Annotated in this window: 21 protein-coding genes and 1 rRNA gene; 12 read left to right on the top strand and 10 right to left on the bottom strand. The window is 43.2% G+C overall.

Annotated features, from left to right (window positions below; all coding sequences use genetic code 11):
• Positions 1–3: 3 nt before the first annotated feature.
• The 3 genes from yihI to GTW09_RS07795 form a co-directional block, all read right to left on the bottom strand.
• Entirely contained in the window at positions 4–510 is a 507-nt protein-coding gene (gene yihI, locus GTW09_RS07785; RefSeq protein WP_163111369.1) for a Der GTPase-activating protein YihI, read from the bottom strand.
• Positions 511–563: 53 nt separating this feature from the next.
• Complete coding sequence (locus GTW09_RS07790) at positions 564–1,106, bottom strand: class I SAM-dependent methyltransferase (RefSeq protein ID WP_338024933.1); 543 nt, start codon at positions 1,104–1,106, stop codon at positions 564–566.
• A gap of 444 nt (positions 1,107–1,550) precedes the next feature.
• On the bottom strand, positions 1,551–2,174 hold the full coding sequence (locus GTW09_RS07795) for a c-type cytochrome (protein WP_163111373.1): 624 nt from the start codon (positions 2,172–2,174) through the stop codon (positions 1,551–1,553).
• Between the two features lie 183 nt (positions 2,175–2,357).
• Between GTW09_RS07795 and yihA the strand changes: the two genes are divergently transcribed.
• Complete coding sequence (gene yihA / locus GTW09_RS07800; RefSeq protein WP_071978143.1) at positions 2,358–2,984, top strand: ribosome biogenesis GTP-binding protein YihA/YsxC; 627 nt, start codon at positions 2,358–2,360, stop codon at positions 2,982–2,984.
• A 419-nt stretch (positions 2,985–3,403) separates the two neighbouring features.
• On the opposite strand, the gene polA is transcribed toward yihA, so the two are convergent.
• Positions 3,404–6,208, bottom strand: a complete 2,805-nt coding sequence (gene polA, locus GTW09_RS07805) for a DNA polymerase I (RefSeq protein ID WP_163111375.1) — start codon at positions 6,206–6,208, stop codon at positions 3,404–3,406.
• A gap of 408 nt (positions 6,209–6,616) precedes the next feature.
• Between polA and elbB the strand changes: the two genes are divergently transcribed.
• Together elbB and GTW09_RS07815 are read left to right on the top strand one after the other, a co-directional pair.
• Positions 6,617–7,270, top strand: coding sequence for an isoprenoid biosynthesis glyoxalase ElbB (elbB, locus tag GTW09_RS07810; RefSeq protein WP_163111377.1), 654 nt, complete (start codon positions 6,617–6,619; stop codon positions 7,268–7,270).
• Positions 7,271–7,419: 149 nt separating this feature from the next.
• Entirely contained in the window at positions 7,420–8,871 is a 1,452-nt protein-coding gene (locus GTW09_RS07815; protein ID WP_071978147.1) for a TrkH family potassium uptake protein, read from the top strand.
• A 74-nt stretch (positions 8,872–8,945) separates the two neighbouring features.
• Here GTW09_RS07815 and trkA read toward each other — a convergent pair whose 3' ends face one another.
• Genes trkA through def form a run of 4 tightly spaced genes read right to left on the bottom strand, consistent with a single transcriptional unit; the run spans position 8,946 to position 13,143 of the window.
• Complete coding sequence (trkA, locus tag GTW09_RS07820; protein WP_071978148.1) at positions 8,946–10,325, bottom strand: Trk system potassium transporter TrkA; 1,380 nt, start codon at positions 10,323–10,325, stop codon at positions 8,946–8,948.
• A gap of 18 nt (positions 10,326–10,343) precedes the next feature.
• Positions 10,344–11,672, bottom strand: a complete 1,329-nt coding sequence (gene rsmB, locus GTW09_RS07825; protein ID WP_163111379.1) for a 16S rRNA (cytosine(967)-C(5))-methyltransferase RsmB — start codon at positions 11,670–11,672, stop codon at positions 10,344–10,346.
• A complete protein-coding gene (gene fmt / locus GTW09_RS07830) occupies positions 11,669–12,625 on the bottom strand; it encodes a methionyl-tRNA formyltransferase (protein WP_163111381.1) in 957 nt (318 codons plus the stop codon). Before fmt ends, rsmB begins: the two co-directional genes overlap by 4 nt.
• Positions 12,626–12,633: 8 nt before the next feature.
• A complete protein-coding gene (gene def, locus GTW09_RS07835; protein WP_163111383.1) occupies positions 12,634–13,143 on the bottom strand; it encodes a peptide deformylase in 510 nt (169 codons plus the stop codon).
• A 222-nt stretch (positions 13,144–13,365) separates the two neighbouring features.
• Between def and GTW09_RS07840 the strand changes: the two genes are divergently transcribed.
• The 7 genes from GTW09_RS07840 (at position 13,366) to GTW09_RS07870 (ending at position 19,175) form a co-directional block, all read left to right on the top strand.
• Positions 13,366–14,433, top strand: coding sequence for a LysM peptidoglycan-binding domain-containing protein (locus GTW09_RS07840; protein WP_163111385.1), 1,068 nt, complete (start codon positions 13,366–13,368; stop codon positions 14,431–14,433).
• Positions 14,434–14,473: 40 nt separating this feature from the next.
• Positions 14,474–15,589 (top strand): DNA-processing protein DprA, encoded by a 1,116-nt coding sequence (gene dprA, locus GTW09_RS07845; protein WP_163111387.1) that lies wholly within the window; start codon positions 14,474–14,476, stop codon positions 15,587–15,589.
• Position 15,590: 1 nt separating this feature from the next.
• Positions 15,591–16,067: a DUF494 family protein gene (locus GTW09_RS07850; protein ID WP_032095212.1), complete on the top strand. Its 477-nt coding sequence runs from the start codon at positions 15,591–15,593 to the stop codon at positions 16,065–16,067.
• Between the two features lie 85 nt (positions 16,068–16,152).
• The gene (locus GTW09_RS07855) at positions 16,153–16,695 is read left to right on the top strand and encodes a DNA topoisomerase family protein (RefSeq protein WP_163111389.1); all 543 of its coding nucleotides are present in this window, start codon (positions 16,153–16,155) and stop codon (positions 16,693–16,695) included.
• A 23-nt stretch (positions 16,696–16,718) separates the two neighbouring features.
• Complete coding sequence (tsaC, locus tag GTW09_RS07860; protein ID WP_071978155.1) at positions 16,719–17,324, top strand: L-threonylcarbamoyladenylate synthase type 1 TsaC; 606 nt, start codon at positions 16,719–16,721, stop codon at positions 17,322–17,324.
• A complete protein-coding gene (gene hemF / locus GTW09_RS07865) occupies positions 17,321–18,253 on the top strand; it encodes an oxygen-dependent coproporphyrinogen oxidase (RefSeq protein ID WP_071978156.1) in 933 nt (310 codons plus the stop codon). Before tsaC ends, hemF begins: the two co-directional genes overlap by 4 nt.
• Before the next feature lie 247 nt (positions 18,254–18,500).
• Complete coding sequence (locus GTW09_RS07870; RefSeq protein ID WP_071978157.1) at positions 18,501–19,175, top strand: OmpW/AlkL family protein; 675 nt, start codon at positions 18,501–18,503, stop codon at positions 19,173–19,175.
• A 131-nt stretch (positions 19,176–19,306) separates the two neighbouring features.
• Here GTW09_RS07870 and GTW09_RS07875 read toward each other — a convergent pair whose 3' ends face one another.
• On the bottom strand, positions 19,307–19,738 hold the full coding sequence (locus GTW09_RS07875) for a group II truncated hemoglobin (protein ID WP_163111391.1): 432 nt from the start codon (positions 19,736–19,738) through the stop codon (positions 19,307–19,309).
• Between GTW09_RS07875 and aroE the strand changes: the two genes are divergently transcribed.
• Positions 19,737–20,564: a shikimate dehydrogenase gene (aroE, locus tag GTW09_RS07880; RefSeq protein ID WP_163111393.1), complete on the top strand. Its 828-nt coding sequence runs from the start codon at positions 19,737–19,739 to the stop codon at positions 20,562–20,564. The two genes, GTW09_RS07875 and aroE, sit on opposite strands and share 2 nt — an antisense overlap.
• A gap of 129 nt (positions 20,565–20,693) precedes the next feature.
• Here the strand turns inward: aroE and GTW09_RS07885 are convergent, their stop codons facing one another.
• Positions 20,694–21,245 carry a gamma carbonic anhydrase family protein gene (locus GTW09_RS07885; protein ID WP_198520986.1) on the bottom strand — a complete coding sequence of 184 codons (552 nt, stop codon included), beginning with the start codon at positions 21,243–21,245 and terminating at the stop codon, positions 20,694–20,696.
• 569 nt (positions 21,246–21,814) lie between these two features.
• Here GTW09_RS07885 and GTW09_RS07890 point away from each other — a divergent pair.
• Positions 21,815–22,158: ribosomal RNA gene (locus GTW09_RS07890) — 16S ribosomal RNA — on the top strand; the annotation flags it as partial.

Here is a 22,158-nt window from a genome sequence, read left to right on the forward strand (position 1 = left end):
GTTCTAGTTCTTGAAATCGTCTATCTTAATAGCGTCTAATTCATCAAACGGATCGATTTCTTCTTCATCGTCTTCGTCAACGATACCAAGTAGGTCACACAGAATACGATGGCGTGCCATTTTTTCGTCAACATAACGCTGCTGCTCTTTAGAAAGAGACTTGTCTGCATCTAGCTTGTCAAGCAAGTCCGAGAGCCGCTGATCGGCTTCTAAGGCTGCTAATTCTTGGGCTGGAGTGGCATACTTTTTCTTTTCTACTGGCGTTGGCGCCACACCTTTAGCTTTCACCAGTTGAATTGGTTTCTTACTGCCTAGGCGCGGATCTTTCTTTTCATTGTTCTTGCCGCCGCCAGATTTGCCCTGTTCAACATTATGACGGCTACCAGCAGGCTTACCCTTATGTTTTTTAGGGCGAGGAGTATCAGATTTACTGTTTTCACTAGGCTTAAAGTCTGGATCTTTGCGAACACCAATAAGACCAACTTTGCGAGATTTCTTTGAACGTGACATATATTCCAAATACGAAATAGAGTAAAAGACTTGCTTATTATAGCGCGAATTCGTTAAAGCTTCTTCATCAAAACGACATCACTAGTGGGGAATTCAACGCTAAATGTGTCTCTCTGCGCAAGATAATTGAACGTAGCTTCACTGAAAAAGCTTACGTGGGTGGGATCGTTTTTATAATGCCATTGTTTAAATCGTTCTTTGCTCAGCACTCTTTTTGTCATGATGGCAAGAATGCCGTTTGGCTTAAGCATAGAATTGAACAAAGACCATTCTTTTGCGGGCTGATGAAAATGCTCTATGGCTTCAGTACAGGTTATGACATCAAAAGATTGTTCTAATACTTCAATATTATTCGCATAAAAAGGATCATAAATACTAACCTCTAGCCCCTTTTCCTTGAGCAATTCTGCTAATACTGGAGCGGGCCCGCAGCCGAAGTCTAAAGCCGAAGAGCTTGGTTTAATATAAATTGATAGAGGTGTTAGAAGTTTACTTAAAAATGTTCTATAGCCATCGTCTTCAAAGCTATTCTCATGCTTGTCGTACTCACTCTTCTCGGCACCGGTACTAGGTAAACACTCAGGAGAGACAAACACTAATTTACAGCATTTGCATTGAAAGTATGTGCGTTTGTTATCTTGGTGATAAAAGATAGTGTTGGAGTCGAAGCAAAGTGGACATTGCATATTGAGAAAAATAATTAGTTAGCGCTAAAAAGAAAAAAAGGTGATGGTTTGCACCATCACCTTATTTTGAATGAGTGTCAGATGACACCTCTCCCGTTATTTACACATCGCTGCGCTTTATGCTTCCCTAGCCGTGCTCCCCTTATTTTTTTTATTAGCAGAGCGCTATTTTTGTTTTTGGCCTTCTTGGCGCTTTATCCAATCTTCCGTGGGGTATTTTATTATTATTCTTGTTATTTAGTCTGAAAGCCTACAAAGGCTGCAACAAACTATGCCGTTAGATTACACTAATAATTCTAAAATACAACTTTTGGAGTAACAAAAATTTAACAACGACAAAGATTTTTTAAAAACTTAATGTAAACCAGCGACATAGTTAGATAAGATTTCGATGTCTTCGTCTGTCAACTTCATCGCAATATCGCGCATCATGCCATTCATGCTGTTGTGACGCTGGCCAGAGCGAAATGATTTTAGCTGCGACGCAGTATAGGTTGCGTGTTGGCCACTGATATCGGGGAAGCCTGAAAGTGATGATCCATTACCTTGTGGTCCGTGACACGCAATACATGCAGTAATGCCACGCTCTTCGTCACCGCCTTGATAAAGCGCTTTACCCGCCTCAATATACTGCTCAGGGGTTTCACCTGGTGTAGCTTCCTGACTTGAGAAGTAGGCCGCTAAATCTTCCATATCCTGTGTGGACAATGGCGCTGCCATTCCATTCATTACCGCATTGTTACGGCCTTCTTCGCCACCAGTTTGTGACGCAAGCTTAAACTCAGTAAGTTGTTTAACAAGGTATTTTTCATGTTGCCCAGCTAATTTGGGGTTCATGTCAATCATACTATTGCCATCAGGGCCATGGCAGGCTGCACACACAGCAGACTTTGCTTTGCCTGCTTCTGCATCACCTTTTGCTACTGCAGAGGCACTTAAACCTAGCGACAAACAAACCAACAAACACAGTTTTTTCATAAATAATCTCTTAAATGGTTCCAACGGCTCGCGTTATATACGTGATATACGTGATATCATACGTATTTTACACATTTAACGCGTCAGAAAAACCTATTCCATGATAAATCTAAGGGTTTTAGTCTGTTTTAATATTAAAAAGTTGTAAACCAGACGGTATGACGCATGTGGAGGTTAGTCTAGATGTCGTATTACACCAAAGCAACATTCTTTACCAGTGCACCTGATATCCGTCATTTGAAAGATGATACGGGTATTGAAGTTGCGTTTGCTGGTCGCTCTAATGCGGGCAAATCAAGTGCACTAAATACATTAACTCGCCAAAAGAACTTGGCAAGAACCAGTAAAACCCCAGGAAGAACACAGTTAATCAATGTGTTTGAGTTAGAAGACAACCTGCGACTTGTGGACTTACCAGGTTATGGGTTTGCCAAAGTACCCTTGGCAACGAAAATAAAATGGCAGAAGTCGCTGGGTGAGTATTTGCAGAAACGAAAGTCACTTAAAGGCCTTGTGGTTTTAATGGATATTCGCCATCCGTTTAAAGATTTAGACCAAGATCTTATCCATTGGGCTGTTGATGCAGGTATTCCGGTGCTTGCGTTACTTACCAAGGCAGACAAATTAAAATCTGGGAAGCGCAAAGCACAGCTTATGATGGCGCAGGAAGCAGCATTGGCCTTTATGGGTGATGTTACTGTAAACACGTTTTCTTCTCTTAATCGTCATGGTTTGCCGGAATTGGAGCGTATGCTAGACCTTTGGTTTGGTAGGATTCAGCCAGAAAGCGATGAAGAGGCCGAAGCATAGTTTTTAATAGGCAAAAAAAAATGCCCCACAAAAAGTGAGGCATTGAATGAGAGAAAACACATAAAAACCGTAGATATAGAGTAGGGCTGATACAGAAAGTTCAATTAACTCAGAAAATAATAAAAAAGTTCCTCTAGGCCGCCTAGTTTTTGCTGTGCCAGCCACTTTTCTTCAGGCATAAAAAAACCCCGGCAAATGACCGGGGTTAAAGCAAAGGTTTGAAAACAGCTTTCTCACCTCTGTACCCTACATGTGCAATTTTACAATAAAGGCACAAAAAGGCAAGACTGATTTGTAATTTAATTACTAAAAATGCGTAATTTACATCCATCTTAATTAATTAAGTTGTAATCAAATTACTTAAATTGATGATTTATGACGCTAAACTAAGTTTGGCGCCATAAGAAATGAAGTTGCAATTAGTGAGCTTCATCCCAGTTTTCACCAATGCCTACCTCCACATTAAGAGGTACATTAAGCGTTGCAGCACTTTCCATAAGTGCTTTAATCGTATCGACATAGTTATCAATTTTGTCTTCTTTTATTTCAAAGACTAATTCATCGTGTACTTGCATCATCATTGTCACATCGTCGCTGGCATTCTTTGCAATCCAGTCATCCACTTTAATCATCGCCATTTTAATGATGTCTGCTGCAGTTCCTTGCATTGGCGCATTGATAGCCGCTCGCTCGGCTCCCTTTCGTCGCGCTCCGTTGCTTGCTTTAATGTCAGGTAGGTATAAACGGCGTCCGAATACAGTTTCAACGTAACCCTTATCTTTTGCACTTTCTCGAGTACTATCCATATAGTCGAGAACACCGGGATAGCGCTCGAAGTACAAATCCATGTATTTCTGCGCTTCGTTACGCGGAATATTGAGTTGTTTTGCCAAGCCAAAAGCACTCATACCATAAATAAGACCAAAGTTAATGGCTTTCGCGCTTCTACGCTGGTCAGTGGTAACATCATCAAGTGCAATACCGAAAACTTCAGCTGCTGTTGCTTTATGAATATCTTTTCCCTGGGCAAAAGCGTCTAGTAAACCTTTGTCTCCCGATAGGTGCGCCATAATGCGAAGCTCAATTTGAGAATAATCCGCAGCTACAATTTTGTTTCCTTTTCGAGGAACAAAAGCTTGCCTTACACGGCGACCTGCTTCATTTCGAATTGGAATATTCTGCAAGTTAGGATCTGTAGACGATAATCTACCCGTTGCAGTAACAGCTTGATGATAAGACGTATGCACTCTTCCGGTACGGTGATTTATCATTTTAGGCAGTTTGTCTGTGTAGGTATTTTTCAGCTTTGTTAAGCCTCTGTACTCCATAATCTTCTGCGGTAATGAATATTCTAACGCCAACTCTTGCAGTACGTCCTCTGATGTCGATGGCGCACCTTTAGGTGTCTTTTTAACTACAGGCAGAGACATTTTCTCAAATAGAATATGCTGGAGCTGTTTTGTAGAGCCTAAATTGAAAGATTCTCCAGCTTCTTCATGAACTTCTTTTTCAAGTTCAGCAATACGCGTCGCTAAATCTTGGCTTTGCTGTCCGAGTTTCTGGCTGTCAATTAATACTCCCTGCTGTTCCATACGAGACAATACGCATGCCAATGGTACTTCAACGTTGATAAGAAGGCGCTTAAGTGAATCGATAGGCTCTAGCTTTTTCCAAATCGCATTGTGTAAACGCAGAGTAATGTCTGCATCTTCGGCGGCATATGGGCCTGCTTCATTTAAATCGATTTGATTAAACGTTAATTGCTTCGCTCCTTTACCTGCAATGTCTTCAAAATGTATAGTTTTGTGCCCTAGATAAGCGAGGGCTAGTGAATCCATATCATGACGCTGTGCAGTGCTATTCAACATGTAGCTTTCTAGCATAGTGTCGAAGCCAATTCCGTTAAGGGTAATGTCGTAATTCGCAAGTACGTTTTTATCGTACTTGATGTGCTGTCCTACCTTTATTGCGGATTCAGACTCTAAAATAGGTTTTAGTGCATCGAGAACAAGGTCTCTTGATAATTGCGCAGGAGCATCAGGGTAGTCATGTGCTACAGGAACGTATGCTGCCTTACCTGGCTCTATGCAGAATGAAACGCCGACAATTTCCGCCTCCATATAATTGAGGCTTGTAGTTTCTGTATCAAATGCAAATAAGTCAGCTTTTTTTAGTTTTTCTATCCATGCAGAAAATTGCTCTTCATCAAAAATGACTTCATATTGCGATTTGTCGATCGACTCAACGTCTGAGAAAGCGCTTTCTGAGGTTTTATCCTCGCTGCTAGAAGCTTTACTATCCGAGGCCTGTGCTTCAGAAGATCCAGATTCACCAGCATTGAGGAGCGCACTCACTTCCGAATGCCAACGTTTAAATTCGTACTCTGCAAATAGATCGCGTAATGCTTCATTATCGGCGCTTGTCGGCATTAAGGCTTCTATATCGTAATCCAGTTCTAGGTCTACGCTAATAGTAGCTAGGGTATAAGATAGGCGAGCCTGCTCTTCGTACTCTGCCATTTTCGCTGCCATCGACTTACTACCTCGAAACGACAGATCGGCAATTCTATCGAGATTTTGATATATATCGTCTATGCCGCCAATACCATTAAGAAGGGCTTGGGCACTTTTATCACCTACGCCTGGAACGCCCGGAATGTTATCAACCTTATCGCCTTTCAATGCCAAAAAGTCGATCACTAGTTCTGGCGGGATCCCGAACTTGGTTTTTACTCCTTCAACATCCATAACCTGATTAGTCATAGTATTGATAAGCGTGATGTGTTGGTTAACTAGCTGCGCCATATCTTTATCGCCGGTACTAATAACAGTATCAATACCTTTTTCGGTGGCATGTTTTGCAAAGGTGCCAATAACATCGTCGGCTTCTACACCTGGCTCAACAATTACCGGTAAGCCCATTGCTTTGATAATAGTATGAAGAGGTTCAATCTGGCTTCTCAACTCATCTGGCATGGCTGGACGGTTGGCTTTGTACTCGGGATAAATATCATCTCGAAAGGTCTTGCCTTTGGCATCAAATATCACTGCCATATGTGTTGGGTTATATTGCTTAATAAGACTTTTAAGCATGTTAACCACACCATAAATGGCCCCAGTATCCTGACCTTTTGAATTTGTTAGTGGTGGTAAACCGTGAAACGCACGAAACAGATAGGAAGAACCATCAACAAGGATAAAAGGTGACTTTTTAGATTCAGGCATAGAGGGCTACTTTTCAACAGAGATAATGAGCGCAAGGATGCCACAGGAAAGGAAAGATCGCCATATAAGGGCGCGAGATTAAAAAATGCTTGGCCTGTGGATAACTTTGTGATCTAAATTTTCAGGCGAACGGATCCATTTGATCACAAAAAATTGTTTGATCAATACCAGATGCAAGAAAAATAAGGGAATGAAGCAATATTAGAATTACAGCGTACCTGCTACAGAACATTCCATTTTATGTGGATAACTTGGTTTGCGTATTTTTTCGTTTAACCAAATCAGCGAAATAATGTAGCATAAGAATTCACAAATAATATACGTTATGTTAAGAACTTTTTTAAAAGTTTTGGTTGTTTTATAGCCAACAATTGCATAAGTCATAAAGTACATAGTCTGGAGGAAAATATGAAGCAGGTTGCGGTCATTCTAAGTGGAAGTGGTGTTTATGATGGTGCAGAGTTACAAGAAGCCGTCTTGTCATTACTAGCGATCGAGTCTGAAGGAGCGTCGTACCAGTGCTTTGCGCCTGACGTCGACCAATTACATGTTATAAACCATTTAACGGGTGAAGTGGCAGAGGGTGAAACCAGAAACGTATTAGTTGAGTCTGCACGCATTACTCGTGGAGATATAAAGCCACTGTCAGAGTGCGACGTAAGTCTTTTTGATACACTCATTTTGCCGGGTGGCTTCGGTGTTGCAAAAAATCTTTGCACTTTTGCAGTAGATGGCGCCGAGTGTTCATTCAATGAAGACGTTCTCACTGTATGCCAAGCATTTGCAAAAGCTAAAAAGCCAGCGGCTTATGCGTGTATTGCTCCGGCGCTTGCTGCAAAGGTTTATGGGAATGGCGTAAAGCTTACTATTGGTAACGATGAAGCAACTGCGCAAGGACTTAACGCTTTAGGTGCAACCCATATAGATTGCGAAGTAGATGATGTGGTTGTTGATAACGAGATGAAGTTAGTTACCACCCCCGCTTATATGCTTGCCGAGAACGTATCGCAAGCCTATCGCAGTATTACTAAAATGGTAAAAACAGTACTTTCAATGAAATAGACTATATAGTGTCTGTGTGAGGAGGAAAAACAAATGTTTTCCCCCTCACAATATAGCCCTATAATCGATGTGTAAGCGCTAATTGTTTTTTCGTTACACATTCGCGACTTAACAATACGAGTCACTATAAAAAGAAAGGCCATCACACAATGCACTATCGTGCCATCATTCGTATTCTAGGGTTACTCATTGCACTTTTCAGTGTAACCATGATCCCTCCTGGTATTGTCTCATTGATATATCAAGATGGAAGTGGCCTTCCTTTTACCCTCGCATTCATATTGTGTGTATTAGGGGGGATGGCATTATGGTATCCCAATAGACAGCAAAAAAATGATTTGAGAGCGCGAGAAGGCTTTTTAATTGTGGCACTGTTTTGGTCGGTGCTCGCAAGCGTTGGGGCAATTCCGCTTATTTTGCTAGAGCAACCTAGCATGACAGTAACAGACGCGTTTTTTGAATCTTTCTCAGGGCTTACTACTACTGGTGCTACAGTAATAGAGGGGATTGATTTTTTACCTCATTCCGTTCAGTTCTATCGTCAGCAGCTTCAATGGCTAGGCGGTATGGGAATTATTGTGTTAGCCGTGGCTATTTTACCTATCTTAGGTGTTGGGGGGATGCAGCTCTATCGTGCTGAAACACCAGGCCCGGTTAAAGATAATAAGATGACGCCGCGTATTGCCGATACGGCAAAGCATCTTTGGTATATTTACCTTTCTATTACTATCGCTTGTGCCGGGGCTTATTGGCTTGCAGGTATGAATGTCTTTGACGCAATTTGTCATGCATTCTCCACCGTCGCCATTGGAGGTTTTTCAAACCATGATGCCAGTTTAGGTTATTTTTCCAGTCCTATGGTCAACGTAGTGTGTACCGTATTTTTACTAATAGCAGCGCTTAACTTTTCACTTCACTATGCTGCAGTAAGCTCTCGTTCTATGCGTGGATATTTCAAAGATCCTGAGTTCAAAGCTTTTTTCATTATTCAGGCTACGCTGATTTCAATTTGCTTTCTTGTTCTAACCCTTTCTGGTTATTACAGTTCTGCCGAAACCGCCTTAGATCAAGCAATGATTCAAGCGGTGTCTATAAGTACAACCGCAGGTTTTGCTACCACAGACTTTTCTGTCTGGCCTACCTTTTTGCCTATTATGCTTATTTTTTCCAGTTTTATCGGCGGCTGTGCAAGCTCTACCGGCGGTGGATTAAAGGTGGTGAGAGTGTGCTTGCTGTTTTTGCAGGGTAAACGTGAGGTAGACAGGCTTATTCACCCCAAAGCTGTGTATGCAGTAAAATTTGGCGATAGAGCAATGCCCGACAAAGTGGTAGAAGCGGTATGGGGCTTCTTTTCAGCCTATGCAATTGTATTCGTACTTATCATGATAGGGCTAATTGCAACGGGGCTAGATAACCTAAGTGCCTTTACTGCCACAGCTGCCATGCTAAACAACCTTGGCCCAGGCCTAGGTAGCGTTGCTGCGAATTATGCAGAGGTAACTGATGGCGGGAAATGGTTGTTGGTGTTAGCAATGGTATTTGGGCGATTAGAAGTATTTTCGTTGCTTGTGCTTTTCTCTCCAACGTTTTGGAGAAGCTAAGTTTTGTTGATAAATCGATTTCAACAAAGCACCGCTATTAACAGATAACTATTGATAAACAGCTGCCTATCTTTTTAACCGAAGAAGAAAGCGCTTGGTTGGAATAACTTCTCTACATCGCTGATATACTTTTTATCAACTAAGAATAGAATGATGTGGTCGTCGGCCTCTATCTTTGTATCACTGTGGGCAATGATCACCTGATCGTCTCTTACCACAGCGCCAATCGTTGTTCCTGGTGGTAACTTAATATCGCCGATTTGTTTGCCCACCACTTTAGAGGTATTCTCATCACCATGGGCGATTGCTTCAATTGCTTCTGCCGCGCCTCTGCGAAGTGAGTAAACGTTCACTATGTCTCCACGCCTTACATGAGTAAGCAGGGCAGATATGGTTGCCTGCTGAGGAGAGAAAGCAATATCAATTTCCCCACCCTGAACTAAGTCAACATAGGCGCCTCGTTGAATAAGCACCATTGCCTTTTTTGCGCCCATTCGCTTGGCTAGCATGGCAGACATGATGTTGGCTTCATCGTCATTAGTGACTGCGATGAACGCGTCCACCTGCTCGATATTTTCTTCGCCTAATAGTTCAGGGTCGGAGGCATCTCCGCTAAATACAATGGTTTTGTCTAAATGAGCAGCAAGGTATTTAGCGCGCTCTGCGCTAAACTCAATCAGCTTAACATTATGGTTATGCTCGAGCTTCTTCGCTAGACCTGCTCCGATTAACCCACCGCCTGCGATCATAATGCGCTTATAGCTAGACTCTAGCTTCTGTAGTTCACTCATTACCGCCCGAATATGTTTGGTTGCGGCAATAAAAAAGACTTCATCGTCTGCTTCTATCACAGTGGTGCCTAACGGGCGAATAGGGCGTCCGCGACGATAAATTGCCGCTACCCGTGTTTCTACATTCGGCATATGATCTTTCAATGCAGACAGAGCGTGACCTACGAGCAGTCCACCATAATAAGCTTTTACAGCAACAAGGCTTGCTTTGCCTTCGGCAAACTCAACAACCTGCAGTGCGCCAGGATAGTCTATTAAGCGTTTTATTGCTTTGGTTACGAGTTGTTCGGGCGCAATGATGTGGTCGACTGGAATATCTTGTTGTTTATAAAGTTGAGCTTGGTAAATGATATATTGTTCAGAGCGAACTCGGGCTATTTTAGTGGGTGTTTTAAATAGACTGTACGCTACCTGACAGGCGAGCATATTACTTTCATCACTATTGGTCACAGCAATGAGCATATCGGCATCTTCCGCCCCAGCGCTTCGTAGCACATCAGGGTGAGAGCCAACGCCGGTGACAACTTGCAAATCGAGTCTATCTTGAAGTGAGCGCAGAATATTGGGGTCTGAGTCAATAACGGTAATCTCGTTATTCTCACCCACTAAGTTTTCAGCTAGCGTTCCACCAACCTGACCTGCACCCAAAATGATGATTTTCATCGTTATTAACTAGCCCTGTTACTTAATTGCGCAAGACGACTTTACCAGTCTCGCATAATAGAAACCATCCATTTGTTGCTCACCCGGCAGAATCTGACGACCAGGATTTTCATTGGTTTCTGTCTTAATTATTGGTTGCAAATTGGCGTCTTCCGTTTCGGCAATAAAGCGAGTAACTTGTGCCTTATTTTCTTTCGGTAGAATTGAGCATGTTGCATAAAGCAGGGTGCCACCAGGCTTTAACAATTTCCACAACGCATTCAATATCTCTCGCTGTAATGCCGCTAAATTATCTATATCGCTAGACTTTCTTAGCCAGCGAATATCGGGGTGGCGGCGAATAACTCCTGTGGCAGAGCAGGGCGCGTCTAGTAAAATACGATCGAAGAGCTCTCCGTCCCACCACTGTGATGGATTGGTAGCATCACCTTGTTTGATTTCGACACTGTGTTTGAGGCGATCCATATTTTCGTGCACTCGCTGTAATCGCTTTTCATCAGCATCAAGTGCTAAGCAGTAAGCCAACTTAGGTGCTAATTCAGCAATGTGACCCGTTTTACCGCCAGGTGCTGCGCAACAATCGAGAACTCGCTCGCCATTTTGAGGGTTGAGATAATGCGCAGCAAGTTGTGCTGCGCCGTCTTGAACTGCAAAAAAACCTTTATCAAAACCAGGCAAGGCTGTGATGTCTTCTCGTGACTTTAAAACGATCCCGTTTTCATGCTCATCGCTAAATGAAAATTCAACGTTTGCTTTTGTTAATAGCGAAGCAAAGTCACCTTTGTTTATTTGGCGAGAGTTTACCCTAAGCCAGATAGGGGCCATGTCGTTGGTAGCCTGTCTCACTGCATGGGCGTCATCGTTATATGCCGAGTCTATGGCTTTAAAAAGCCACTTTGGGAGGCCGCTATTAATAATCGGATCTTCAACTGGGCGTGAGGCCAACTCTTCTCGCTGAAAGTTTCGCAATACGGCGTTTACTAAACCTTTAAGTCCAGTTCCGCCCAAATATGATGCGGCTGCAACTGTCTCGCCCACCGCTGCGTGTTTACTTACCCTTGAAAAGGCAAGTTGATAAAGCCCCAACATGATTAAGTGTTCGAGTACTTTTTTGTTCCCTTTAAGAGGGCGGTCGAGCAGTGTTCGAAGCCAGTGTTGCAATAATGGCAGCTTTCGCATGACGCCAAGAGACATTTCTTGTAGCCATGCGTTATCGCGAACGTTGTGCCTTCTCTGAACCCTTTCTAAGCAGTCTCTAGATGACTTCCCTTGCTCAAGAATTTGATAAATAACCCACGCGCAGTCTGCGCGCAGGTTCTTTTGTTTTGGTAACGGGAGTGGTTTCACAACGAATCTACTTGATGTAATGAGCAACCTGGTTCGAACCAAGCTTTACGTGCATTAATAACGTCAGCAGCAGATAAAGGCTTTTTACCAGGAATTTGTAACAATGTTATTGTTAAGGCATCTTTGCCTGTTGCTACTGTAATGCCCGATTTATTCGCGCTTATAATTGTGCCAGGGCTCACATCAACTGAACAAGGCTCTACGAACGCTGACCATACCTTAACGTTTTGTTTCTCTACTCTCATCCACGCCACGGGCCACGGGTTAAACGCTCTGATATTTCGCTCAATTTGCTCTGCGCTTTCTTCCCAATTAATCTGAGCTTCTTCTTTGGAGAGTTTTTTCGCATAACTTGCGAGTGCGTCATCTTGTTTTTGCGGTGTTATGCTTGCTAGGCGCTGCAAAACATCAACCAGCGCTATTGGACCAAGCTCAGCAAGTTTGTTGTATAAGGTTGCGCTTGTATCGTTACTCTCAATGGGAAGTGTAGCTATATGAAGCATATCACCGGTGTCTAAACCTTCGTCCATTTGCATAATAGTTACGCCAGTTTCAGCATCGCCAGCCCAGATTGAGCGCTGTATTGGCGCAGCTCCTCGCCATTTAGGTAATATAGAGCCATGTACATTAATACATCCGTATTTAGGCGCATTTAAAACAGCTTTTGGCAGTATCAAACCGTAAGCAACCACCACCATAATGTCAGCATTAAGTTCGGCTAGAATGCGCTGTGCCTCTTCTTCTTTCAAAGATTCAGGTTGGTAAACAGGTATATGGTGTGTTTCTGCGAGCTGCTTAACTGGGCTTGCGGTTAACTTCTTTCCGCGTCCAGCAGGGCGGTCGGGCTGAGTATATACAGCGATAACGTCGTGCTCACTTTCAATAAGAGCCGATAAGTGTTTAGCTGCAAAATCCGGGGTACCGGCAAAAATAATTCTAAGTGGCGCTGTCACGGTTTTCCTTAAGCTCTGGCTGCTAGTCTAGCTTCTTTTTCGAGCTTTTTGCGAATACGTTGACGCTTTAACGGCGAGAGATAATCGATAAATAGAACGCCTTTAAGGTGGTCAAGCTCATGCTGAATGCAAATCGCAAGTAGCCCCTCTGCTTCTAACTCAAAGCTGTCGCCATTAGCATCAAGTGCTTTCACTGTGATAGCTTCTGCACGCTCTACTTTTGCATAGTTGCCGGGCACAGAAAGACAACCTTCTTCGCTGATTGTTGCGCCTTCTTTTCGCGTAATTTCAGGGTTAATGAAAACGCGAGGTTCGTTTTGTTCCTCTGACACATCCATCACCACAACCTGAACGTGACGATCTACTTGGGTAGCGGCAAGACCGATACCTTTTTCGTCTTTCATTGTTTCAAACATGTCTGAAACAAGTTGCTTAATTTCGTCGTTCACGTTGTCGACCGGCTTTGCTACCGTGCGAAGACGTTCGTCGGGAAAACTTAATACATCTAATATTGCCATTTGTCGCTTACTTTGCCTTTTCGCTGTATAAATTCATATACGATCTATTTACCAACGCACTTTACAGTGCCAATTTACTTACTATTCTAACGTATAACACAGACTTTAGTGCAGTTTTTTGCCATAGTCCTTTAAGAACACGCGTAACTGTCGATATAGTGGTATTGTCTTAAAAAGCAACAATAAGCGACAGCGAAACTTTTGCGGGAATCTAATTTGAATATGCGATTAAAAAAATATGGGCAATTAATAATAGCTGCAACGTTGGCATTTCTAACTTTGCCTGTGCTCGCCCTGCAGCTCAAAGACAGTGCTCCGCAAACTTACACGGTAAAACGCGGTGATACGTTATGGGATATCGCAACTATTTTTCTCAACAAGCCGTGGCTATGGCCTGAGTTATGGAGAACGAATACACAAATCGACAACCCTCACTTAATCTATCCCGGCGATGTTATTATTGTGGGCATGATAGACGGCGAACCCGTGTTTTCAATTCAACGTGACAAACCCCTTCTTTCGCTTTCTCCCCAGGCTGAAAAGCGAGTAAAACCGTCGCCTATAGATACATTGGATTGGAGTGCTATTGCACCGTATATAAATCAACACACCATCATTGATTTAGACAGCTTCGATATGATGCCAAGGGTGTTAGGAAATAAAGACGCGAATGTGCGCTTTGCCGCTGATGATTTGGTTGTCAGTGAGCCGAATTTCAATACTACTGAACAGTTACACGTAGTGAGAAAGCAATCTATTATCAAAAACCTCGATGGAAGAGCATTAGGGGTGCAGGTTTCTCACGTAGCTGATGCTCAGGTATTTACAGAGTCGATAGATGACGACTCGATGCTACTGTCGCTTACTCAGTCTACCCAAGAGGCGAATTTGGGAGACAAGTTGTTCGAGGGGAACTTTTCCCATGAGAAAAGCTTAGTGTTAAAACCGGCTACAGTGCAGAGAGGCTTTGTTATCGGTGATGTTCACGATCACGATTTATTGGGAAAATACGATGTGATTATTCTCGATTTGGGTAACTCGGAAGTAGAACCCGGTACCGTGATGGGCATTTATGCAAAGGGCCCCTCTATCATCAACGACGATACGCCTAAATACGTTACCAACTCACAAATACAAAGCGGGCGTGAGTGGCTTATTAATGCAGTAGAGCAGCCGGCCCTTAAAGTGGGAGAGGTCATAATCTACAAAACTTTTAGCGCGGCAAGCTATGGCTTAATCACCCGAGCAAACACAGGTATAAAACGCGGCTTTATAGTCGCAAATCCATAACGCGACATATGATAATTGCCGCGCTAACTACGGAGCGGCAATGCATCATTCTTCAAGTACCCTTTCCAAAAATGCAGCAGCATGGCTTCGTCTAGCTTCCTCATACAGCACAGCGACGAAAAAGTGGTTAGCGCTGTTAGCTAGCTTATCTTGTAGGCCTGAAGATCTATTCAATGTTAACCCTGAGCGTTCTCTGCCAGAAAATGCTAAAACCTTATTGAACAAAGTTTGCGAGAAGTCGGTTGAAAAAGCATTAATATGGTTAGACGAAGCATCCGAAAATAAAATGATCACTTTCGGTTGTTGCGATTACCCAGATATGCTTGCAAGTTTAGATAATCCACCTCTCGTAATTTTCGTTAAAGGTAATGCGTCGCTGTTGCAACAGTCGCAAATAGCGATGGTAGGTAGTCGTCGAGCAAGCTTTCAAGGCAAGAAAACAGCTGAAGAGATGGCAGCAGCACTTTCTATCAAAGGCATTACAGTAACAAGCGGCATGGCGCTTGGTATAGATGCAGCATCGCATAAAGGCGCTTTACATGGATGCGGTAAAACCATTGCAGTAATGGGCACAGGACCAGATTCTATTTACCCTTTTAAACACAAATCACTACATTCTGATATTCTTGCAGCTGAAGGTGCTATTATTACAGAGTTCTTCCCCGGTATTCCTGCCAAAGCTTGGCATTTTCCAAGGAGAAATAGAATCATTGCAGCAATGTCTTTAGGTACGCTGGTGGTAGAGGCAAAAATTCAAAGCGGTACCTTGATAACAGCAAATATGGCCGCAGATCTAGGGCGAGATGTGTTTGCTATTCCCGGGAGTATTTTTAATACGCATGCCCAAGGATGTCATTGGTTAATTCAACAAGGCGCTAAATTAGTTACGAATGTTAATGACATTTTCGACGAATTAGCCATTGAGGCGTTACCTGAAAAAGAGAGTAGGTGCGTTGAAAGTGAAAAAAGTGAATTGAATAGCTTGGCAACTGATAAATTATTAGCTAGTGTGGATTACGACGTTACCGCAATAGATGTTATAGCGCAGCGCGGCTCCATGCCTGTCCAGCAGGCCATGGCATTATTACTAGAATACGAGTTGTGCGGTTTAGTAACTGCTGTCCCTGGCGGTTACATTAAATTGAGGGGCAATTAAAATGTTCGATATCCTCATGTATCTGTTTGAAAATTTCATCCATAGTGAGACTGAAATACGTGTCGATCAAGATGAACTGACCGACGAGCTCGTGCGGGCTGGTTTTCATCATGATGAGATATATAAGGCGCTCGCGTGGTTAGAAAAATTAGCTGCTTTGCAAGAAACAGACATTAAGCCTTATTTTTGTAAGGGAATTAATACAAGTTTAAGCCGCATCTACACGCATGAAGAGCAAATGCGTTTAGACGTAGAGTGCAGAGGCTTTCTTATGTTCCTTGAGCAAGTTAACGTGCTCGATGCTTCTACTCGAGAAATGGTCATCGATCGAGTAATGGAAATAGATTCTAACGAATTCTGTCTAGAAGATTTAAAGTGGGTTGTGCTTATGGTGCTGTTTAATGTACCAGGAAAAGAAAAAGCGTATGCCCAAATGGAAGATTTGCTTTTTGAAGAGCCAGACGGCGTTCTTCATTAATGCTCTCCAATGATAAGCCAGTAGCCGCCCTACAGTATTGCAGTGGTGGCTTTTATCATTACGCAGTTATCCACAATATCCCACCATGCCTAAAATAGACCACTCGTTATTTTCAGCAAATGAGCACGCACTAGAAGATAGTTTTGGTGATTGTCCTGACTGCGGTAAGCCGTTACATATAAAAAATAGCAAAAGCGGTCCGTTTATTGGTTGCACTGCTTATCCTGCCTGTAATTTCAGTAAACCCTTACACGATAACCAAACCACCCTACTCAAAACGTTAGACGGAGTAACGTGTCCTGATTGCTCATCAGAGCTGGGAATTAAGAAAGGGCGCTATGGTATGTTTATTGGCTGTACCAATTTTCCAGTTTGCCACTTCATTGCACCGCTTAAGCAACAAGAAGAAACCCACGTTCATTGTCCAAAATGTAAAGTGGGTGAATTAATTTCCCGCACCAGCAAATATGGGAAACAGTTTTTTGCCTGTAATCATTATCCCAAATGCAGATATGTGCTAAATTCTGAACCCATCAACGAAGCGTGTCCAGAATGTGGTTGGGGTGTATTAATTCACAAAAAAGGTGAATATGCATGCCCTCAGCCTTTATGTGGCTTCAAAAAATAAACATCACTTAGAGATAACAAACAATGTCTGATACCCAAAACGGGAGCGTAGATATATACAGCCCGGATGACGAAGGGGCAGCTAGCAGCGATCCTATTGTTGAAGCATTTCACGCCGGTAAGCTTTTGGTGTATCCCACAGAGGCCGTTATGGGCATTGGATGTGACCCAGATAACAAAGCCGCAGTGGATTTCCTACTGAAGACAAAGCAGCGCCCTGTAGAAAAGGGCGTTATTCTGATTGCTGCTAACTATAGTCAGTTGCTTCCCTATGTCGATGACGAGGCGGTGCCACAACACAGGCGTACTGACATATTTTCAAGTTGGCCTGGTGCCATAACCTGGTTATTACCTAAGTCGAAAACGGCTCCTGAGTGGCTAACGGGCTCTCATGATAAAATTGCAGTTCGAGTGACAAATCACGCTGTAGTCACAGGTCTGTGTAATAAACTAGGCAAACCTATTGTTTCTACCAGCGCAAACTTAGCAGGGCAGCCACCGGCCCGTTCTATCGAAGAAGCGAGAGATATATTTGGCAACTCTGTTACTTATGTTGATGGCGAAGTAGGAGGGAATGACAAACCCAGCACGATAAGAGATGGAGACACAGGAGAAATAATCAGATCATGATGTCAGCAGAATTACTTGATGGCAAAAATGCCGCCGAGGTTATTGAAGCAGTAAAGTCTTATCTACTAAACCTGCAAGATACTATTTGCCAAACTATAGAGTTGGCCGATGGTAAGGGACAATTTGCCGAAGACAGCTGGGTTCGAGAAGAAGGCGGCGGCGGTCGCTCTCGTGTCATGAAAAATGGTAACGTGGTTGAGCAGGGTGGGGTAAACTTCTCCCATGTATTTGGCAGCCAAATGCCAGCATCTGCAACGGCTAATCGCCCGGAGTTGGCTGGCAGGAATTTTCAGGCAATGGGGGTATCATTGGTTATTCATCCTCATAATCCTTATGTGCCTACGTCTCACGCCAATGTTCGCTTTTTTATTGCAGAAAAAGAGGGCGAATCACCCATTTGGTGGTTTGGTGGTGGATTTGACCTCACGCCGTTTTATCCTTTCAAAGAAGATGTTCAACATTGGCACGACACCGCTAAAAAGTTGTGCTTGCCTTTTGGAGACGATATTTACTCTAAATATAAAAAGTGGTGCGACGACTATTTTTATCTCAAGCATCGCAATGAAACCCGTGGCGTTGGAGGACTGTTTTTTGACGACCTGAATGAGTGGGGGTTTGACCAATCATTTGCCTTTATGCAGGCTGTGGGTAACGGATATATTGATGCCTATGTGCCCATTATTGAGCGACGAAAAAATACTGCGTATGGTGAGAGAGAGCGAGACTTTCAGCTTTACCGGAGAGGACGCTACGTAGAGTTTAACTTAGTGTTCGACCGCGGCACGCTATTTGGCTTACAGACCGGGGGGAGAACCGAGTCTATTCTAATGTCTATGCCGCCATTAGCGCGCTGGGAATATTGTTATTCTCCGGCCTCTGGCAGTGCAGAAGCAAAATTAACAGATTGGCTGAAGCCAACAGACTGGTAACGAAAGCTGAGTTGTTGTCATTAGTCTTAACTAATCCAATTATCATGCGAGCTTTTTACGCACAAAGTGAAGCGTAGCCGTGCTGAAAGCCCCCTCGGCTACGTGTTTTCAACCTTCTCTTTTGATCTAAATCAACATTGAATCTGAAGCGTATTCAGTAGCTAGCGAAACTTGCGCTAGATCAACACCTCTCGTACTACAGGCGTTAAAGTGGCGCCATCTTATTTAAATACACGAGAGACACACTATGCGCACACAAACTATATCAGCAATCTGTCTTGCTCTAGCGGCTGTTGCTCCGTTCGCTAATGCTCATCAACAAGGTGACTGGCTTGTTCGAGGTGGTTTAACAACTGTAGCGCCAGACGAATCTACCTCTAATATTGTTGCGGGTGGCGCCGACTTGGGCGTTGCGTTGAATATCGGTAACGATACGCAGCTTGGTCTTAACATAGCCTACTTTGTTACAGACAACATCAATATTGAATTGCTTGCAGCGACGCCGTTCAAACACGATGTTGAGTTTTCAGTGGCCGATCCATTGGGCACTGGCAATAAGCTTGGTGAGGTAACACACCTTCCGCCAACATTAACCGCTAACTACTATTTCAACGATGCCAGCTCAGCATTTCAACCTTATGTTGGCGCGGGCATTAACTACACGTTTATCTTCGACGAAGAATTTACTTCGGCAAATAGCCAAGCTGGCCTGAGCGATTTATCATTGGATAATTCTTTTGGCTTATCTGCTCAAGTGGGTATGGATTATATTGTTGATGACAAATGGCATGTAAACGCGTCGGTTCGCTTTATCGATATTGACACAGAAGCCAGCTTTAAAGTTGGTGAAGCCAGCGGTGCGGTAAACGATATAGAAATTGACCCTTGGGTTTATACTGTGTCGGTTGGTTATACTTTCTAACCAAACGTAATGCTATGCAACTGCGAAATATGCCAAAAAGAGCATAAACCGTTAAAAAGTCTGCGCGTCACTGAGTTTGCCTCTATTTGATTTTTATCTTTTAGGACAATACGGTTCAGTAACGCGCTTTTTTATTTTGAATTAGTCATATGGTTAGACAGTTGCTCTAATGCCTGAAGCAGCTTGTTCGCAAGCATAATGTCATCTGTAGTAGAAAACATTGCCTTTCTCATGCAGTACATCCATTGCTCTTTTAAAGCTGGAGTGACATTAAAAGGCAAATGGCGAGCTCTCAATCTAGGGTGGCCGAATTGCTGTTGATAGTCATCGGGACCTCCCATCCATAAACTCAGGTAAAGAAAGAATACGTGCCGTATTCTATCAAGAGGCATTGGATGCATAGCCAGTAACTCTGCGGCTAGTGGATCGGTTTCCATTACATCATAAAACCTATTTGCTAGTTCTCGAACTTTCTCCTCTCCACCTATGCGGTAATATGGTGTAGTCTCATCTGCGCGGTTTTCGCCCTTTCGTTTTATATTAAAGAAGTTACGTATTCCCATGAAAAAATTCGCCGTATTTGGAAATCCTATTGAGCAGAGTTTATCACCAACCATTCACCAAATGTTTGCTGAACAATGTGAAGAGGTCATTTCATATGAAAAAATATTAGCGCCAGTTGATGGCTTTGTTGAAAAGGCGTCATCGTTTTTGGCACAACCAGAGGTGGTTGGTTGTAACGTTACTATGCCGTTTAAACTCGATGCGTTTAATATGGCAAATATAGATGATCAGGCAGCGCAAGACGCACAGGCTGCAAACACGCTGATGAAGTGTCCGGATGGTTCGATTAAAGGTTTCAATACAGACGGCGTTGGGTTAGTTAATGATTTATTGAACAACAATGTACAGCTCGAGAATAAGCGTGTGCTGTTAATTGGCGCGGGTGGTGCTGCACGTGGCGTAATATCTCCTTTATTAGAAGCTTCAGTTGCTCAGTTAATCATTACCAACAGAACATTAGAAAAAGCGCAGCAAATTTCTGCGGCCGTGAGCAACTCAAATTTAGATGTCGTTGCGTTAGATGATATTGCCGCTATAAAGCCGCATATAATTATTAATTCAACGGCTGCGAGTTTGCATCAAGAGTTACCCTGCCATATGTCTGAAGCACTATTAGATGAATGCGAAGTTGTTTACGACATGGTTTATAAAAACTCGCCGACCGTGTTTATGCAAGAGGCGCATAAATATGGAGTCAAAAAGCGTTTAGACGGTCTGGGCATGTTAGTTGAGCAAGCTGCTGCTGCATTTTCTATATGGACTGGAAAACAGCCAAAAACTAATGCCATAGTGAACAAGGTCCGTGAGCTTATAAATAACCAGTGACATACAGAACGAGTAAACGCTATTTGTAAAAAGAGCGCAGAGAATCTTTAGAATACAAAAAACGCCTTCTACAGATAGTATTGAGTAAGAAGGCGTAAGTTCAATAGTGCTTGTATGGCTAGCAAACAGCTATTTGGTATCTTCGATATATTCGTCTTTCAAAATAACGTAGTTAATAGCAGATTGTTTAAGGAACGCCGATTCACTTTCCTTAAGGGGGCGTTTCTTTTGCATTGGATTTCCAACATAAAGGTATCCGCTTTCTAAACGCTTGTTAGGAGGCACCAGGGTACCCGCACCTATAAACACATCGTCCTCCACAATAGCGCCATCCATGATTATCGCGCCCATACCAACAAGTATTCGATTTCCCAGCTGGCAGCCGTGAAGCATGCATTTATGACCTACGGTAACATCATCGCCTATAATAAGGGGAAACCCGTCGGGATTCTGCGTAGAGCGGCGAGTAACGTGCAGTACTGTGCCGTCTTGAATATTAGTTCTATTTCCAATCTGAATTTTGTTAACGTCTCCCCGTCCGGCAACTAACGGCCAAATGCTGCTGTCGTTACCAAGGGATACGTCTCCCACTAACACAGACGACTCATCAATATAACAACGTTCACCTATATTTGGTGCTACTGATTTGTACGTGCGTAAAGCCACAATATTCTTCCTCATTTAAAATCGTAGGGTGTAGGTAAGGTTACGCCAACTGTAAATGAATAATAATAGCTGTCGACTATTTTGACCGTTTTAGTACGTTAAGAGGCTTATGTTTTAAGTTAGCGAACCAAAATAGTAATGCTAAGTTTCATACGAACAGCCAATTATCAACAAAAATAGTTTGATTATTGTTCGTTGTGTAGGATATTTGAGCGAAAAACCGAAATGTGACACTTTTTTTAAAATACTTGTTGACGTGAGCGCTCAGATCCCTAAAATGCGCATCCGCTTCGGGGGAAAAGCCAAACGGCAGACACCGCGAAGTTAGTCTCTACTACCTTTGTAAGGCAGTAAAGGCGGGAGTTTCGAAGAAGCGCTTCAGAAAATAAATTTTCGAAAAGTGTTGACAGCAAAAACTTCCAGCGTATAATGCGCACCTCACTCGAACAGGGTGAGTCACCAAGAAGCAACGGCTTACGGTGAGATAGCGACGAAGTCGCTACGTTCTTTAACAATTTAGACAAGACAATCTGTGTGGGCACTCGTTAAGAGTGTCTATACGACGATTCATAATTCGATATATTTAATTGAAGAGTTTGATCATGGCTCAGATTGAACGCTGGCGGCAGGCCTAACACATGCAAGTCGAACGGTAGCAGGAAGTGCTTGCACTTCGCTGACGAGTGGCGGACGGGTGAGTAATGCTTGGGAACTTGCCTTTGCGAGGGGGATAACAGTTGGAAACGACTGCTAATACCGCATAACGTCTACGGACCAAACGGGGCTTAGGCTCCGGCGCAGAGAGAGGCCCAAGTGAGATTAGCTAGTTGGTGAGGTAAAGGCTCACCAAGGCGACGATCTCTAGCTGTTCTGAGAGGAAGATCAGCCACACTGGGACTGAGACACGGCCCAGACTCCTACGGGAGGC

This window comes from Alteromonas hispanica (assembly GCF_010500915.1).
Classification (GTDB): domain Bacteria; phylum Pseudomonadota; class Gammaproteobacteria; order Enterobacterales; family Alteromonadaceae; genus Alteromonas; species Alteromonas hispanica.

Bases quoted from the DNA above. Each gene is read 5' to 3' on its own strand.
- yihI (WP_163111369.1), bottom strand. From the start codon at position 510: ATGTCACGTTCAAAGAAATCTCGCAAAGTTGGTCTTATTGGTGTTCGC.
- dprA (WP_163111387.1), top strand. From the start codon at position 14,474: ATGCATCATTCTTCAAGTACCCTTTCCAAAAATGCAGCAGCATGGCTT.
- polA (WP_163111375.1), bottom strand. From the start codon at position 6,208: ATGCCTGAATCTAAAAAGTCACCTTTTATCCTTGTTGATGGTTCTTCC.
- aroE (WP_163111393.1), top strand. From the start codon at position 19,737: ATGAAAAAATTCGCCGTATTTGGAAATCCTATTGAGCAGAGTTTATCA.
- GTW09_RS07850 (WP_032095212.1), top strand. From the start codon at position 15,591: ATGTTCGATATCCTCATGTATCTGTTTGAAAATTTCATCCATAGTGAG.
- tsaC (WP_071978155.1), top strand. From the start codon at position 16,719: ATGTCTGATACCCAAAACGGGAGCGTAGATATATACAGCCCGGATGAC.
- GTW09_RS07795 (WP_163111373.1), bottom strand. From the start codon at position 2,174: ATGAAAAAACTGTGTTTGTTGGTTTGTTTGTCGCTAGGTTTAAGTGCC.
- elbB (WP_163111377.1), top strand. From the start codon at position 6,617: ATGAAGCAGGTTGCGGTCATTCTAAGTGGAAGTGGTGTTTATGATGGT.
- GTW09_RS07815 (WP_071978147.1), top strand. From the start codon at position 7,420: ATGCACTATCGTGCCATCATTCGTATTCTAGGGTTACTCATTGCACTT.
- GTW09_RS07875 (WP_163111391.1), bottom strand. From the start codon at position 19,738: ATGGGAATACGTAACTTCTTTAATATAAAACGAAAGGGCGAAAACCGC.
- hemF (WP_071978156.1), top strand. From the start codon at position 17,321: ATGATGTCAGCAGAATTACTTGATGGCAAAAATGCCGCCGAGGTTATT.
- GTW09_RS07885 (WP_198520986.1), bottom strand. From the start codon at position 21,245: ATGAGGAAGAATATTGTGGCTTTACGCACGTACAAATCAGTAGCACCA.
- yihA (WP_071978143.1), top strand. From the start codon at position 2,358: ATGTCGTATTACACCAAAGCAACATTCTTTACCAGTGCACCTGATATC.
- GTW09_RS07840 (WP_163111385.1), top strand. From the start codon at position 13,366: ATGCGATTAAAAAAATATGGGCAATTAATAATAGCTGCAACGTTGGCA.
- trkA (WP_071978148.1), bottom strand. From the start codon at position 10,325: ATGAAAATCATCATTTTGGGTGCAGGTCAGGTTGGTGGAACGCTAGCT.
- GTW09_RS07870 (WP_071978157.1), top strand. From the start codon at position 18,501: ATGCGCACACAAACTATATCAGCAATCTGTCTTGCTCTAGCGGCTGTT.
- GTW09_RS07855 (WP_163111389.1), top strand. From the start codon at position 16,153: ATGCCTAAAATAGACCACTCGTTATTTTCAGCAAATGAGCACGCACTA.
- def (WP_163111383.1), bottom strand. From the start codon at position 13,143: ATGGCAATATTAGATGTATTAAGTTTTCCCGACGAACGTCTTCGCACG.